The following is a 15,443-nucleotide window of genomic DNA, read 5'->3' on the forward strand; positions in this document are numbered from 1 at the left end:
CAGATGAAATAATAATGCAGTATATAGAAAATCAAGAATTGGAACGAGAGGATGGAGATTTTAAGATTTCAGAATAAACCTTTAGTCGTCCTTTAGACGAAAACGAAGCTACCGCCTTCGTAGGCGGTAGTAATTCACTTATAAGTTTGCGTTAGTTAAAAATTAACTTCTGGATGTCGATGAAAAAAATCTACTTTTTATTATTATTGTTGATTTCTGCTTCAAATATTATTTATTCGCAATCGGTTACACTTTCTGGAAAAGTTACAGACAAAAGTGAATCAACTCCAATTCAATCCGCAGCGGTTGATATTATAAATAAAAATAATCCATTAGAAAAATATTCAACGCTAACTGATGGTTATGGCGAATGGAAATATATATTTCAACCAAGCGATGTAAGCGGAGGTTTTGATAAACCCAGTACGATTCATCTATCACAGAATTATCCAAATCCATTTAATCCATCAACTAAAATTGATTTTTCTTTAAATCAGCCCGGGCAAGTTAGATTTACAGCTTACTCCATTCTTGGTGAGCAGATAGATTCGAAAACTTTCTTTTTATCTGAAGGGAATTTTTCAATTAATTGGTTTAGCCAGGGAAGTGCTGGCGTTGTTATTTATTCAATTGAAATGAACAATACTGTAGTTTCAAAAAAAATGGTTCAGCTGGATGGCGGCGGAAATGGCGGTTGGGGAAGTGTAAATTCTTCAAATAATTCTGCAACGGTTCATTCAATGCCTAAAATTACTACAGAAGAATTTTATGTTATTGCATATAAACTTGGTTATGAACCTGATACTATAACTGTAACACCAGTAAATAATGAACAAATAAATTTTGATTTGGAAACAGTTCATAACAATGCTTTTGTAATCGATTTGCACAACGATGTTCTTGAAAAATTAATAGTTGATGGATACGATCTTGCGAGCGATCTTTCCAATTCCCCACCAAATGATAATGATAAGTACCAGTCGGATTTGCCGCGATTTAGAAAAGGTGGTGTGGATGCCCAGATGTTTGCATTGTGGGCGGATGTTGGTAGCCAGCCAAGTGGTGGATACCAGGAAACCATTGATATGATTAATTTATTTCAAACTCAGATTTCAAAAAATCAAAGTATTTTTACTCAGGCTAAAAATTCATCAGAAATAAAACAAGCAATGGTTAATAAAAAGTTAGCAGGCATTTTGGCTATAGAGGGTGGAAACATCATAGAAAATGATCTTGAAAAACTAAAGACGCTTTATAGTAAAGGAATTCGTTACCTAACTATTACCTGGAATAATAGTACAAATTGGGCAGTCTCAGCAAAAGATGCGCAGAGTGCTACAAAAGGTTTAACTGAATTTGGTAAATCAGTTATTCGGATGATGGATTCACTTGGAATAATTATCGATGTTTCTCACACTGGTAAAAAAACGATTGACGATATTCTTATAATTACAAAGAATCCAATTATTGCAAGCCATTCAGGTGTGTGGAATCTTAATCATCATTACAGGAATTTAACAGATAATCAAATTATTAATATTGCTAAAAGTGGTGGAATAATTGGGGTTGTGTTTTATACTTCTTTCTTATCTAAATTCAGAAGTGTAAACATTGATACAGTAATCAAACATATTGATTATATAAAAAATCTTGTTGGCGTAGATTATATTTCTCTCGGTTCCGATTTTGATGGAGGGATTGATGCACCCGATGGGTTAGAAGATGTTTCTAAGTTTCCAAATCTTACGCTTGCTTTGTTAAAGCATGGTTATACCATTCCAGAAGTGAAAAAAATATTGGGAGAAAATTATCTTAGAGTATTTAAGAAAGTTTGCGATAAATAATAGTCTTTTAATTTACGGGGTAAAAATGAGTAAAATATTTTTCTTTCTGAGTTTGTGTGTTATTCTTTTTTCCGGTTGTTCTCACATTTATATTCGAGAAGATTACAGTTCAGATGAATTATTTATCGAAGATATAAACCAGCAGTGTGAGAGACGAAATGTTCTAATCACTAAAAAGAATAATGAAAAAACTTACGCAACTGAACTAAATGTACAATCAGATACGATTATTTTCAAGACAATAGATGAGAGTAGTTTTTTAACTAATAAAAGTAGTATCCTACTTCCTTTAAAAGATGTTGAATCCCTAAAGTATAATGATCACTTTGACGGTGGAGTTAAAGGCTTCTGCTTTGGTTTTCTATCTGGTTCTTTATTGGGTCCGGCTTTTATCAAATATTCTAAAGAAGGAACACCAAGTTTACCAGTGAAAAGTATGATGGTTGGAAGTTTAGTTGGATGTTTAACAGGTATAATTTTAGGTACGATTATAGGTTGCGAAACAACATTTATTCTTGATATAAATAATAAATGAGGATTTTTTTTCAAAAGCGTAATGGTTCTTCCAATTTTATTTTCGGAAGTAGCGAAATTCATTTATAGTACAAAGAACCTAATTTAAATAATGTTACTTAAAATTCAATTTACATTTATCTCTGAGATTAATGATAAAATGTATACTGGGCAGGTTATCATTTATAAAATAAAACTGCTATTAGGTACTCCAATAAATTGGGTAACAGAAATTAAAAATATATAGGAAAACGAATTTTTTATAGATGAACAAAGGTTTGGTCCGTTAAAGTTCTAGTATTATCTACATCATTTTAGTGCCCTTGATGACGGGGTTGAAATGACAGATTTGGTTCTCTATGCGTTGCCGCTTGGTAATATCTATAAAAAAGTTTATTATATATAAAGCATTGGCTTTTGAAAAATTTTTGGTTAGTTAACGAAATTACTAATGAAAAAATACGGTAGAATGTAATCATTATGTTTGTTATGGCGATGGAAATAAAATTTAATTCAATAGGTATTTGAAAAATGGAAATACAACTGAAAATTCCTTTTTCTAACCGGTTGATTAAAAAGATAATAATTTCCATTATCATTCTGAATTTAATAATGATGATTGGTACCTACACTTTCTCGGTTTCATTCCGCTCATTAACAGTTCCCTGGGAGCACTCAAGCCGTTTTTTAAGATACTTTCTGGTTCAGTTTAACCTGGCTACGGAAAATGTTATTGCAAGTTGGTATTCATCAATGCTGCTCTTATCAGTTTCAATAATATCTATAATTTGTTTTTGGGTAGATAGACAGGAACAAAAACCCGGACGATCACAAATTTTAAGTTTCGGGTGGCTAATAATTGCCCTAATTTTTGCAGGGTTGTCTTTGGATGAAGTTGGTTCTTTTCACGAAAGATTGGGTCATTTAGCTTCTCTAAATATTTTTGGTAATTACATCGGTGGTTGGATTTATGTCCTGGTTATCCCAATCGTGGTGGTTGCCATATTTTTACTAATATTTGGTTTAATACACCTAAGAAAATTTCCCAAAGTTCTCATCTTTTTAATTTTAGGATTAGGCTTTTTTCTTCTCAATCCAATTTTAGAACAAATAGAAATGAATTTGCTTCATGCTGAATCCGGGATACTTGACTGGAGAACACACGATTTTAATATTCTGATTGAAGAAGGAATGGAAATATTCGGCTCTTTCATGTTCATTCTAACCGGGATATTCTATGTCTTATCAATTAAGAAAAGCAAAAATTTAATTTTGGAATTTAGATTTGAAAAAGAAATTGCTAAAAAGATTACAATTGGCTTACTAATTTTATTAACACTTAGCTTGGGTTTGGCAGATACTTTTATCAATTACTTTCCAATTGGTGATACAGGAATAGCACATAATTGGTTTCCTTCGGCAGCAGCATTTATTGTTTTTATATTATCCTTAATTCTTTTCCAAAACTCCAGGCTAAATAATAAAAGAAATAGTTTTGGTTTTCTTTTACTTGGAATTTGCAGCTTATTTTTGTCTGCCTATTTTGGAGCATATTTATATCCATATTTAGATTGGGATCGATTAGGAGTATTTAGATTTATATCAAAAGGAGTTTTAATAGTTTTTGTGGTAGCTAATAGCAATATTTTAATGAAAGAGAAAGTTCAAACAAGCAAATTTTATCTTTCATTATGGATGATATTATTGAGTGTAGGAATAATTTTAGGGCAAATTTATGTTGTAATTGCCGGATATACAGGTTTTATTTTTTTACTCTACTACTTAATAATTCACCGGCTAAGTTCTTCAGGAATAAGAACTGAATAACCTGTTCGATTCTGGTAAATAGATTAAATTTTTCATCATCGATTTATTTTGCTATTAAAGCAACAATCACTCCTTCCAATAAACAATAACGAAAAATTATTATATTTTATCTGCAAGGTAAATCGTGTTTCATTGTAATTCTAAGGCTATTTATTTAATTTTGAACCACTATTTAAGAAAAAGGGAAATTTGTAGATGCTAAATATTATCAAAAAGATTTTCGGCGATAAGAATACGAAAGCGATGAAAGAGCTGTGGCCCGTTATTGATGAGATTAACGAACATACAGCTAAATTGATGGATTTAAGTGATGACCAGTTGCGTGCAAAGACAGTTGAATTCAAAGAAAAACTTCAGAATGAAACTGCAGAGTTACGCCAAAAAATTAATGAATTGAAAGAAAAATTAAAATCGAATGAAGAAATTGATCGTCAAGCTATTTATGATGAACTGGATAATTTGGAAGAAGAGTTAGATCAAAAGTATGAAGATATTCTTGATGAAATTCTCCCCGAAGCTTTTGCTGTTGTTAAAGATACTTGCCGAAGATTATTTGGTAAATCGTGGGATGCTTCCGGAAATAAAATAACCTGGGATATGATTCCTTATGATGTTCAGTTGATTGGTGGAATGGTTCTGCACCAGGGAAAGATTGCGGAAATGGCAACTGGTGAAGGTAAAACTCTTGTTGCAACACTTCCAATTTATTTGAATGCGCTTACAGGCCGGGGAGTGCATCTTGTTACTGTAAATGATTATTTAGCAAAACGCGATAGCGAATGGATGGGTGAGATTTACAAATTCCATGGACTAACAGTTGGATGTATTATTAACACAATGGATACCGAACAGCGTAAAATTCAGTATAGCTGCGATATTACTTACGGAACAAACAACGAGTTTGGCTTCGATTACTTGCGCGATAATATGACAATTGATAAGGATGGAATGGTGCAGCGCGGGCATAATTATGCTATTGTTGATGAAGTTGATTCTGTTTTAATTGATGAAGCAAGAACACCGCTTATTATTTCAGGTCCAGTCGATAACCCCGATCAAAAGTTTAATGAAATGAAACCAGGAATTGAAAGATTGGTGCGGCTTCAGACAAATTTTGTTTCTAAACTTGCGCAGGATGCTGAAGATTTATTAAACTCAAGTGAAAAGAACAGCGACACCCAAGCCGGTGTGTTCCTATTAAGAGCTTACCGTGGTTCACCAAAAAATAAAAAACTCACAAAACTTTTAAGCGAACCTTCAAATAAAAGACTAATGCAGCAGACAGAACTTGAGTATTTACGTGAACAGGCTAAAAGAATGCACGAAATTGATGATGAACTTTATTTTGCGATTGATGAAAAAAATAATACCATAGATTTAACTGATAAAGGACGTGAGGAACTTTCGCGGGGTAGCAGCGAAGGAAAGCAATATTTTGTACTTCCCGATCTTGGAATGGAAATAAGTCATATTGAAAATGATCCATCATTAACTACTGAAGAACTGGTAAAAAGGAAAGATGCGCTTTATCATGTTTATTCAGAAAGAAGTGATCGCATTCATACGCTTCATCAATTGCTAAAGGCTTATTCTCTATTTGAAAAAGATGTTGAATATGTTATTACAGAAGAAGGTAAGATTGCTATCGTTGATGAATTCACCGGTCGTGTACTTCCTGGAAGAAGATATTCCGATGGTTTACATCAGGCAATTGAAGCTAAAGAGAATGTAAAAGTTGAAAGAGATACACAAACTTTAGCTACAATTACTCTTCAAAATTATTTCCGTCTCTATAAAAAACTTGCTGGTATGACAGGTACTGCAGAAACCGAAGAAGGCGAGTTCTACGAAATTTATAAATTGGAAGTAGTTGTTATTCCAACTAATAAACCTGTTACAAGAAGTGATGACGATGATGCGATATTTAAGACAAGAAGAGAAAAACTTAATGCGGTAATAGATGAATTAGAAAAACTTAGAAATGAAAGGAGACCTGTACTTGTTGGTACAACCTCCGTAGATGTTTCAGAAACAATTAGCAGAATGCTAAAGCGAAAAGGGATTCCGCATAATGTTTTAAATGCAAAGCAGCACCAGCGCGAAGCAGAAGTGATTGCTTATGCCGGACAGCCCGGTGCCGTTACAATAGCAACAAATATGGCAGGTAGAGGTACTGATATTAAACTTGGAGCCGGCGTAGTAGATAAAGGAGGATTATTTATTCTTGGTACTGAGCGCCACGAATCTCGACGTATCGATCGACAGTTACGTGGTCGTTCGGGTCGTCAGGGAGATCCAGGTACTACCAAATTCTTTCTTTCACTTGAAGATGATTTAATGCGGCTCTTTGGAAGTGACCGGATATCTTCAGTTATGGAACGAATGGGAATTAAGGAAGGTGAAGTTATTCAACATCCACTTATTACACGTTCTGTAGAAAGAGCGCAGAAAAAAGTTGAAGAGAACAACTTTTCCATCAGGAAAAGACTTCTTGAGTATGATAACGTAATGAATCAACAGAGAGAAGTAATTTATAACAGAAGAAAACACGCTCTGGAAGGTGAAAGATTGAAGAGCGATATTTTCGGTTTACTTGATGAATATGTTCACGAAGTTGTTGATAAGCATTATGAAGAAGCTGAGATCGATGCAATTAAAGAAGAAATTCTTCAAAACCTTTTAGTTGAATTTAAAATTACACCTGAAGAGTTCGAAACTCTTGGTAAAGATGGTGTTGCAGATAGAATAATTGAAGCTGGTAAGGAATTTTACAGACGCAAAGAAGAAATGATTTCAACTGAGCTTATGGCACGACTTGAACGGTATGCTGTACTTAGCGTTATCGATGAAAAATGGAAAGAACATTTACGCGAAATGGATGATCTTAAAGAAGGAATTGGATTAAGAGCATACGGACAGAAAGATCCGCTCATCGAGTATAAAGGTGAAGCGTTTAATATGTTTGTTAACTTACTTGGTCAAATTAGGAATGATGTGGTTTCATTCTGCTTCAAGTTTTGGCCTGCTGCTCCGGAAGATGTTCAGGAAAAAAGAAGGAGAAGCACTCAAAGATTCAGAGAGATAAAAGACAGCGTTGATAATATGGGACTTTCACGCAATGATAGTGCTCAATCAGCTTCAAGAGATGGACAGAAACTTCAGCCAATTAAAGTTGAAGAGAAAGTTGGAAGAAACGAGCCTTGTCCTTGTGGAAGCGGAAAGAAGTACAAAAACTGTCATGGGAAATGAAATGTAGATTGAAGTTTGTAGATTGCTAAATTTGTTTTATTTTTTACAAGTAAATATCGATCGTAATGAATTGAAATAAAGGGAAATATTTTTTACTGGACAAATAACTAAATCTGTTGAATCTTTAATCTGAAATCAGCATTAAGTTGAGGAAAGAATGAGAAAAATTGAAGCCATAATCCGACCGTTCAAATTAGATGAAGTTAAAGAAGCACTTCTTGAGGAAGGAATACGTGGACTTACAATAACTGAAGTTAGAGGTTATGGCAGACAGAAGGGACATAAAGAAACCTACCGGGGAAGCGAATATCAAATTGAATTTGTGCCAAAGATTAAAATAGAAGTTGTGCTTGAGGAAAAATTGGTGGAAAAAGCAGTGGATGCAATTCTTCGTACTGCAAAAACAGGGCAGGTTGGTGATGGTAAAATTTTTATTTCTGAAGTAATGGACGTAATTCGTATTAGAACGGAAGAGTCCGGGAGGGATGCACTGTAAAATATTTTACCTTTTTACCAACAATAACTTTTTATAGTTTTTTGCCATGAAAAAATATTATCATTTCCCAGGAGTTAAATCTCTATCCATTTCCATTTTATTTATAGCCGTTTTATTTAGCGGTTGTTCAATCTGGAATAACTTTACTACATACTTTAATCTGTACTATAACGCTTCCAGAAAGTTTGATGAAGCTGAAGACCAAATAAAAAGCCAGAAAAAAGAACTCTTTACTTTGGATGATGTAAAAGCCAGCACTTCGAACAAATCATTAACTGAAGTGATTGAGAAATTATCCCGGTTGTTACAATTCTATTCCGAATCCACCTATGTAGATGATGCATTATTAATGATTGGAAAATCATTTTACTATCAGGCTAATTTCCAGAAAGCCTTGCGTAAATTTAATGAGTTGATAACAAAATATCCGGAAAGCGATCTTGTACTTGAAGCAAAACTGTGGATTGGCAAAGCTGATTTCAGAACAAAAATGTTTGATGATGGAAATAAAATTTTTGAGGAAGTTAAGGAAGAGGCTGCTAAACAAGACGAAAAAGATATTTTGCTTGAAGTGTACAAAGAGCAGGTTAGCTATTTAATTACAATAGAAAACTACAACGAAGCGATTGATAATGCAAAGAAATTGATAGACGTTTCCGGCGATAAAGAAATGAATGCTTCAATAATGTTTGAGCTTGGGAAATTATACTTGAAAATCGAGCAGCCCAAAAATGCTGCTCAGGCTTTTGCAGATGTTCAAAATTATTCGCCGGATTTTGAAACTGAATTCAATTCCAAAATTGAATATGGAAAAGTACAAAGACAACTTGGCAACGTTCAACCTTCACTTGAAATTTTTGAAGAAATAAAATCCAAATCCATTTATAATGAATTCCTTGATCAAACGGATCTGCAAATTGGATTGTCTTTAATTGGTCTTAATAGGTATGAAGATGCATTTGCACAATTAACTTTGGTTGATTCAACTTACAGACAATCTCCAAGTTCAGGGGCAGCCAAGTATTACCTTGGAGGAATAATGGAAAAAAATTATAAAAATTTTGACAGCGCCAATGTTTATTATTCAAGAGTACTATCATCTTCTGCCCCGGTAGAATTAATTGATAGTGCTAAAAAGAAAAATACATTGTTAAACAAGTATAAGGATCTGAAAGTATCAGTTGCAAAAAATTACCGTCAGTTGGTTTATATAACCAACCCGGAGGAATTTAAAAAGGATTCGACTTCATTTGCTATAGAACAGGCAGAGATAGATAGCTTGAACAAAATTAATCAGGAACAAAGAGGGGAAGAAAACATTGGAGGTGCAAATACAAGAAACCGTCGTTCGAATGAAAAAACGGATACTAAACTTCAAGCAAAAACTAATAAACTAACCGCTCCAATTAAACCAACAATCTCAGCGGATTCTGTTCATTCGATTATTAGTAAAGGAGAATATGATCTTGCTGGATTATTCTTTACAGAATTTAACCAAATCGATTCCGCATTATATTATTACCAAAACATTTTAAGCAATCATCCCAAATGCCCATACATTGGTAGAACAAAATATGCAATCGGATCTTGTTACCAAACATTAAATCAAAAGGAGAAGGCTGATAGTCTTTTCCAGGTTGTTTATGATAACTTTAAAAACGAAAGCATTGTTAATGCAGCAGCAGATAAATTGAAAAAGCCGTTGATCAATTTAAAATACGATCCAGCGCAAGAACAATTCCTTATAGCCGAAAATAAATTAAAAGAAGAAAAATTTGATGAAGCTCTTTTGGCGTTTAATGATGTTTATAAAAATTACCCCAAATCATTATTTGCTCCCAAAGCGTTATTTACTCAAGGGTGGATTCTTGAAAATAAATTGAAACTGCTGGATTCTGCAGCAGTTATTTATGACACGGTTGCGTCGAAATTCGCTGGTTCTCAATATGCTCTTAGGATTGGTTCAAAATTGATAGCGTACAAGAACGAGCAAAAAAGATTAAAAGCAGTTCAGGATTCTGCTAAAGCAAAAGATGATTTGAAAAATATTCAGCCGGCAATGAAGGATAGTATATCAAAAGTAGATAGCCTAAAAGGAAATGCAGATAGAATTAACAAAGCGATAAATAAAGTTGAAATCAAAAAAGATTCAACCAATGCTAAAAATAAAATGATTGATAAAACCGATGAAGAGTTTATGCCAAAGATACAACCATCGCAGGCTGATTCTTTGAATAAATCAATTAACAATGATATAATTGAAGAAAATAAAATAGAATTACCGGATACAACAAAGAATAAACCCAATGACCTAAAAATAAAATGACACAATTTTCTGAATGTGAACTTGGTGTGTTGTATGATAAATTTGCTGAAAGATTCCAGCAAAGAAAATTGTTGTTTTTAATAATATATCTTGGATTTGTATTTTACCTGAGCATCCCTTCCTTTTTAATTCCTGTTCTGGAGTATAATAAATTTCGCATAACCGGGTTGATGGAACAAAGAGCCATAGAAAATTTTATGCTGTTCTATCCACACCAGTCCTGGGTTAACTATGCTGATGTAAATCCAAATCTTTTCCGCTGTATTATTGGTTTAGAAGATGGTAAATTCTTTAAGCATAAGGGAATTGACTGGTATGAATTAGAAAAATCCATGCGGACAAATAAAAGAAGAAAACGGATTGCCCGCGGAGGTAGTACAATTACAATGCAGCTTGCAAAAAATCTTTTTCTTAGCACCGATAGAAATGTTTTTAGGAAAGCTAAAGAACTTTTAATAACCTGCAGGATGGAAAAAGAAATAAGCAAAGAAGCTATCTTAGAAAATTATATTAATGCAGTTGAATGGGGAGAAGGTATTTTTGGAGCAAAGGAATCTGCCAAAATATATTTCGGTAAAAAGCCGGGCGAATTGAATATAAGTGAATGCACAAGAATGGCGGCAGTAATCCCATCACCATTGCTGCATGAACCATCAGAAAATTCCAGGTATGTTTCCCGAAGAGCATCAAGAAGTTGGGGACTTTATAACGATGTAATACTCCCTGAATAATGAGACGGAAAGAACTTTTAAAATTGATTGAAGATGGGGAAAACCTTCACTGCGAATTTAAACAACGATTTTCTACTCACGAGAAAATTGCAAAAGAAATGATTGCATTTGCCAACACTAAAGGAGGGTATTTAATTTTTGGAGTTGAGGATGACAAAAAAATAGTTGGTGTTGAGAGTGAAAAAGGTGAAGCCGAACTTGTAAAAGAAGTTATTTCCAATTATTGTGAACCTCCAATTATTTGCAACATTGAGTTCATAAATATTTTTGATAAAGAACTTGTTGTTGTGGAAGTCCCGGAATCAAACAATAAACCGCACCGTTTGCAGGATTATCTGAAGGACATAGATATTAATAAATCAGAAGTCTATGTTCGTGTGAATGATAAAAGTATGGTAGCCAGTAAAGAGATGGTAAGAATTCTGCATGCAAAATCAACTTCAGTTGAATTAAAGAAATATATAATTGGTCAGAATGAAAAAATAGTTTTTGATTACCTTGATAAAAACGAAACAATAAACGTAAAGCAGTTAAGTCATATTGCCAATCTTTCAGAAAGAAGGGCTTCAAGAACATTGGTTAAAATGGTACGTGCAAACTTGCTTTTAATTCACACCAAGGATAATGGTGAAGAGTATTTTACTCAAGCTGGATAAACATGGGATAATTTGGATTTAGCTTTTTATTGTTTTGATAATTATTTATTTTACAAACAGACAAAATTATAATAGAGAAATTCAAAATGGAATATATTCGTACACCAGAAGGAAAGGATATTAAAGTAATAATTCCTATTTCAGAGTATAAAAAAATTAAAAAAAAGATTAAGGTAATTGAGAAACTAGAAAAACTTGAGATTTCTCCTGAAGATATCTTAGATTATGCTCTAATAAAAAAAACAAGGGGCGAAGAAACTATATCTCTTTCCGATTTCTTAAAGAATGAAAGTTGAATTAAGGAAATCCGTAATAAAAGATTTTAAAAAGATTCCTTCTAAGGAAAAACAGCAGATATTAAATGCACTTATTTCTTTAGAACTTTATCCCAGAGTTTCCAATATTAAAAAACTCGTCAATTTCGATTATGCCTTCCGAATGAGAACAGGGAATTACCGAATACTTTTTGATTTAGTAAATGAAACTATTTTTGTATCGAGAATTTTAAAACGTAAAGATGCTTATAGATAGAAATTTTCAATCACTACAATCAAACACTTTTCTTAGTTCAAAAATAGCAACGCCATAAGCTACAGCTACATTTAAAGATTGCTTAATTCCGTACTGTGGAATTTCAATTGAGAAGTCGCATAAGTCCAAAAGGTTTTGTGATACTCCGGTAATTTCATTCCCAACTAACAAACAAATTGGAAAAACTGAAGCTTTAATATTAAAATAAGGAACGCTTTTACTGGTTAATTCAAGCGCACAGATTTTTATTCTTTCATCTTTCAATTTTAATATTACTTCTTTGGGATCTTTAACATATTCCCAGCTTACACTTTCGGTAGAACCAAGTGCGGTTTTTAAAATTTCTTTTTTAGGTGGATGAGGTGTATAACCGCACAAAAATAATTTTTCAATCATTACTCCGTCCGAGGTTCTAAATATTGATCCGACATTGTAATTACTTCTTATATTATCAAGCAGTACATAAACAGGCAATTTCTTCACTTGATGGAGAGTGTCTATGGTACTTCTGTTCACAGAAATTTCAGCATGAGTTAATTTTTTCATTTCGGCTTAACTTTGTGAAGAAAAGAATTTTAATCCAATTACACCGCAAACTATAAGTAATATGGAAATAATTCTGATAACTTCTTTGGATTCATCAAAGAAAAATATTCCATAAAGCGCTGTTCCTGCGGCTCCAATACCTGTCCAGATTGCGTACGCGGTACCAATGGGTAATTGTTTTGCTGCCTGCGACAGAAATACAAAACTAAGCAGCATAGCAACAACAGTAATTCCAGTTGGAACTGGTTTCGTTAATCCATTGGTGTATTTCAATCCTACAGCCCATGTAATTTCGAAAGCACTAGCAATTAATAGGTAAATCCAAGCCATAAATTCTCACAAGCAAATGTTTGATTTTCTGTCATCAATATTTAATAGCAAGCTGTCCGCAGGCTGCTGCAATATCATCACCTTGGGTTTGTCTAATCATAACCGTGATATTGTTGTTCCTTAATTTTTGAACGAACTCAAAAATTTTATCATTCGAAGTCGGTTCAAGTGTGGAGGAAATTCCAGCGGGACTCATATGTGCAATTGAGTTAAAAGGAATAACATTTATTTTAGAAGGAATTTCATTGCAAAGTTTTGTAAGTGCTTTAATATCGTCCTGGTTGTCGTTAATTCCTTTCAACATTGTATATTCAAAAGTTGCTCGGGTTTTAGTTTTCTTTGTATAGTATTTAAGCGCGTTAAGATTTTCTTTAAGAGAATATTTTTTGTTGATCGGCATTATTGTACTTCTTGTATCTTCAAAACAAGAATGAAGTGAAAGAGCCAGCTTTACTCTAAGTTTAGAATCAGCAAGTTCTATAATTTTAGGTGCTATACCGGCAGTAGAAATTGTAATACGGTTTCTGCTTATTCCTTTTGTTAATTCATCAGTAAATATTGATAAAGATTTAATTGTATTGTTATAGTTAAGCAAAGGTTCACCCATTCCCATAAAAACAATGTTTGTTATGTTCTGCTTACCAATATTTTTTGCTGAAAGAAAATATTGATCAACTATCTCTCCAACTGTTAGATTTCTTTTATAGCCCATTAATCCTGTTGCACAAAACTTACAATCCAAAGGGCAGCCTACCTGGGTTGAAATACATAATGTAGCTCTGTCACTTTCAGGAATTATAACTGACTCAATTTTTTTGTCATCAATAGTTCTGAATAAAAACTTTTTAGTCTTTGTCTGCAAAGATTCCTGAACAGCAATTTGTTCTAAGGTATTTATTAGACAATTTTCTTTTAATCTTTCGCGCAATGATTTGGGAAAGTTTAACATTTCATCAAAGTCAGTTGCAAGATGATTGTAAATCCAATTGAATAATTGATCGCCTCTAAATGATTGCTCGCCAATTTTCTCAAAATAACTTTGTAACTCTTCCAGAGTTAACCCTTTTAGCTGATATTTTATTTTTTCAATTTGATTTTCCATAGGTGTAAATATACAAAAGACTTCCATCTTGAAAGGAGAAATTATTTTGGTATAATGTGATAAAAATTCTTTTGTTCAATTCTTTGCTTGCAATCTCAAGTCTTTCCGATTATTTTACTAATAAAATAGAGGGCAATAATGAATTTCAATTTAACCGAAGATCAGCTTCTTATCCAACAAACAGTAAAAGAATTTTCTGAAGCAGAAATTGGTCCTTCATCTGTTTCCAGAGATAAGAATGAGGAATTTTCAACCGAAATAATTAATAAACTTGGTGAGCTTGGATTTATGGGAATGATGGTTTCCCCTGATTATGGTGGAGCAGGACTCGATACAATAAGTTATGTCCTTACTATTTCGGAAATATCTAAGATTGATGCCAGCGTTGGTGTAATATTATCAGTTAATAATTCTCTTGTTTGTCATGGATTGGAGAAATTTGGCTCAGACTTTATTAAGAAAAAATACTTAACTCAACTTGCATCCGGTAAAAAACTTGGAGCATTTGCATTATCGGAACCTGAAGCGGGTAGTGATGCAACCAAACAAAAAACTATGGCAGAGAAGGATGGCGATTATTATATTTTGAACGGTATTAAAAATTGGATTACTAATGGGCAAAGTGCCGATTATTTTTTAGTTATGGCAACTACAGATAAAGCAAAAGAGCATAAAGGTATTTCAACATTTGTAGTGGAAAAGGGAACACCTGGTTTTGAACACGGGAAAAAAGAAGACAAACTTGGTATAAAAAGTTCAGATACCTGTTCCTTGACTTTTACTAATTGCAAAGTACCAAAAGAAAATCTTGTTTGGGAGGAAGGAAAAGGATTTAATTTTGCAATGGATACATTGAATGGAGGAAGAATAGGAATTGCCGCCCAGGCTTTAGGAATAGCTGAAGCTTGCCTAGAAGCTTCTATAAAATATTCCAAGCAGAGAAAAGCGTTCGGATCTGTAATTTCTGATTTACAGGCAATCCAGTTTAAGATTGCGGATATGGCAGTTAAAGTAGAATCAGCCAGGTTACTTACATTGCAGGCAGCCGCACTTAAGGATGCTGGTAAAAAATATTTTAAGGAAGCTGCAATGGCAAAACTTTATTCATCAAAAGTTGCAGTTGAGTGTGCATTGGAAGCCATCCAAATCCATGGCGGTTATGGTTATGTTAGAGAATATCTTGTGGAAAGATATTTGCGCGATGCTAAGATAACAGAAATTTATGAAGGAACATCAGAAATTCAAAAAATGGTTATCTCGCGGGCGCTTTTAAATAATTAGCATTTAGAATT

14 protein-coding genes are annotated in these 15,443 nt (G+C 33.3%); 11 read left to right on the top strand and 3 right to left on the bottom strand.

Annotated elements, in window-relative coordinates; translation table 11 throughout:
- Positions 1-179: 179 nt before the first annotated feature.
- The 10 genes from NTX22_01140 to NTX22_01185 all read left to right on the top strand — a co-directional run bounded on the left by NTX22_01140 (position 180) and on the right by NTX22_01185 (position 12,173).
- A complete protein-coding gene (locus tag NTX22_01140; GenBank protein ID MCX6149108.1) occupies positions 180-1,844 on the top strand; it encodes a membrane dipeptidase in 1,665 nt (554 codons plus the stop codon).
- Positions 1,845-1,869: 25 nt separating this feature from the next.
- Positions 1,870-2,379: a hypothetical protein gene (locus NTX22_01145; GenBank protein ID MCX6149109.1), complete on the top strand. Its 510-nt coding sequence runs from the start codon at positions 1,870-1,872 to the stop codon at positions 2,377-2,379.
- A 509-nt stretch (positions 2,380-2,888) separates the two neighbouring features.
- Entirely contained in the window at positions 2,889-4,184 is a 1,296-nt protein-coding gene (locus NTX22_01150) for a hypothetical protein (protein ID MCX6149110.1), read from the top strand.
- Between the two features lie 195 nt (positions 4,185-4,379).
- Positions 4,380-7,433: a preprotein translocase subunit SecA gene (gene secA / locus NTX22_01155; protein MCX6149111.1), complete on the top strand. Its 3,054-nt coding sequence runs from the start codon at positions 4,380-4,382 to the stop codon at positions 7,431-7,433.
- 157 nt (positions 7,434-7,590) lie between these two features.
- On the top strand, positions 7,591-7,929 hold the full coding sequence (locus tag NTX22_01160) for a P-II family nitrogen regulator (protein MCX6149112.1): 339 nt from the start codon (positions 7,591-7,593) through the stop codon (positions 7,927-7,929).
- A gap of 46 nt (positions 7,930-7,975) precedes the next feature.
- Positions 7,976-10,255, top strand: a complete 2,280-nt coding sequence (locus NTX22_01165; protein ID MCX6149113.1) for a tetratricopeptide repeat protein — start codon at positions 7,976-7,978, stop codon at positions 10,253-10,255.
- Positions 10,252-10,986, top strand: a complete 735-nt coding sequence (locus NTX22_01170) for a transglycosylase domain-containing protein (GenBank protein MCX6149114.1) — start codon at positions 10,252-10,254, stop codon at positions 10,984-10,986. Before NTX22_01165 ends, NTX22_01170 begins: the two co-directional genes overlap by 4 nt.
- Positions 10,986-11,642, top strand: a complete 657-nt coding sequence (locus NTX22_01175; protein ID MCX6149115.1) for an ATP-binding protein — start codon at positions 10,986-10,988, stop codon at positions 11,640-11,642. Before NTX22_01170 ends, NTX22_01175 begins: the two co-directional genes overlap by 1 nt.
- A gap of 86 nt (positions 11,643-11,728) precedes the next feature.
- The gene (locus NTX22_01180; GenBank protein MCX6149116.1) at positions 11,729-11,938 is read left to right on the top strand and encodes a hypothetical protein; all 210 of its coding nucleotides are present in this window, start codon (positions 11,729-11,731) and stop codon (positions 11,936-11,938) included.
- Entirely contained in the window at positions 11,928-12,173 is a 246-nt protein-coding gene (locus NTX22_01185; GenBank protein ID MCX6149117.1) for a type II toxin-antitoxin system RelE/ParE family toxin, read from the top strand. The genes NTX22_01180 and NTX22_01185 overlap by 11 nt, the downstream gene beginning before the upstream one ends.
- Positions 12,174-12,179: 6 nt before the next feature.
- Here the strand turns inward: NTX22_01185 and NTX22_01190 are convergent, their stop codons facing one another.
- The 3 genes from NTX22_01190 to rlmN are packed head-to-tail and all read right to left on the bottom strand — an operon-like array spanning position 12,180 to position 14,151.
- Entirely contained in the window at positions 12,180-12,719 is a 540-nt protein-coding gene (locus NTX22_01190; protein MCX6149118.1) for an RNA methyltransferase, read from the bottom strand.
- Between the two features lie 6 nt (positions 12,720-12,725).
- Positions 12,726-13,049 (bottom strand): multidrug efflux SMR transporter, encoded by a 324-nt coding sequence (locus NTX22_01195; protein MCX6149119.1) that lies wholly within the window; start codon positions 13,047-13,049, stop codon positions 12,726-12,728.
- Between the two features lie 34 nt (positions 13,050-13,083).
- The gene (rlmN, locus tag NTX22_01200; GenBank protein ID MCX6149120.1) at positions 13,084-14,151 is read right to left on the bottom strand and encodes a 23S rRNA (adenine(2503)-C(2))-methyltransferase RlmN; all 1,068 of its coding nucleotides are present in this window, start codon (positions 14,149-14,151) and stop codon (positions 13,084-13,086) included.
- A gap of 138 nt (positions 14,152-14,289) precedes the next feature.
- Between rlmN and NTX22_01205 the strand changes: the two genes are divergently transcribed.
- The gene (locus NTX22_01205; protein MCX6149121.1) at positions 14,290-15,432 is read left to right on the top strand and encodes an acyl-CoA dehydrogenase; all 1,143 of its coding nucleotides are present in this window, start codon (positions 14,290-14,292) and stop codon (positions 15,430-15,432) included.
- The last annotated feature ends 11 nt before the right edge of the window (positions 15,433-15,443 follow it).

It is taken from the genome of Ignavibacteriales bacterium, from assembly GCA_026390815.1.
Lineage (GTDB): Bacteria > Bacteroidota > Ignavibacteria > Ignavibacteriales > SURF-24 > JAPLFH01.

Bases quoted from the DNA above. Each gene is read 5' to 3' on its own strand.
- NTX22_01140 (MCX6149108.1), top strand. From the start codon at position 180: ATGAAAAAAATCTACTTTTTATTATTATTGTTGATTTCTGCTTCAAAT.
- NTX22_01145 (MCX6149109.1), top strand. From the start codon at position 1,870: ATGAGTAAAATATTTTTCTTTCTGAGTTTGTGTGTTATTCTTTTTTCC.
- NTX22_01150 (MCX6149110.1), top strand. From the start codon at position 2,889: ATGGAAATACAACTGAAAATTCCTTTTTCTAACCGGTTGATTAAAAAG.
- secA (MCX6149111.1), top strand. From the start codon at position 4,380: ATGCTAAATATTATCAAAAAGATTTTCGGCGATAAGAATACGAAAGCG.
- NTX22_01160 (MCX6149112.1), top strand. From the start codon at position 7,591: ATGAGAAAAATTGAAGCCATAATCCGACCGTTCAAATTAGATGAAGTT.
- NTX22_01165 (MCX6149113.1), top strand. From the start codon at position 7,976: ATGAAAAAATATTATCATTTCCCAGGAGTTAAATCTCTATCCATTTCC.
- NTX22_01170 (MCX6149114.1), top strand. From the start codon at position 10,252: ATGACACAATTTTCTGAATGTGAACTTGGTGTGTTGTATGATAAATTT.
- NTX22_01175 (MCX6149115.1), top strand. From the start codon at position 10,986: ATGAGACGGAAAGAACTTTTAAAATTGATTGAAGATGGGGAAAACCTT.
- NTX22_01180 (MCX6149116.1), top strand. From the start codon at position 11,729: ATGGAATATATTCGTACACCAGAAGGAAAGGATATTAAAGTAATAATT.
- NTX22_01185 (MCX6149117.1), top strand. From the start codon at position 11,928: ATGAAAGTTGAATTAAGGAAATCCGTAATAAAAGATTTTAAAAAGATT.
- NTX22_01190 (MCX6149118.1), bottom strand. From the start codon at position 12,719: ATGAAAAAATTAACTCATGCTGAAATTTCTGTGAACAGAAGTACCATA.
- NTX22_01195 (MCX6149119.1), bottom strand. From the start codon at position 13,049: ATGGCTTGGATTTACCTATTAATTGCTAGTGCTTTCGAAATTACATGG.
- rlmN (MCX6149120.1), bottom strand. From the start codon at position 14,151: ATGGAAAATCAAATTGAAAAAATAAAATATCAGCTAAAAGGGTTAACT.
- NTX22_01205 (MCX6149121.1), top strand. From the start codon at position 14,290: ATGAATTTCAATTTAACCGAAGATCAGCTTCTTATCCAACAAACAGTA.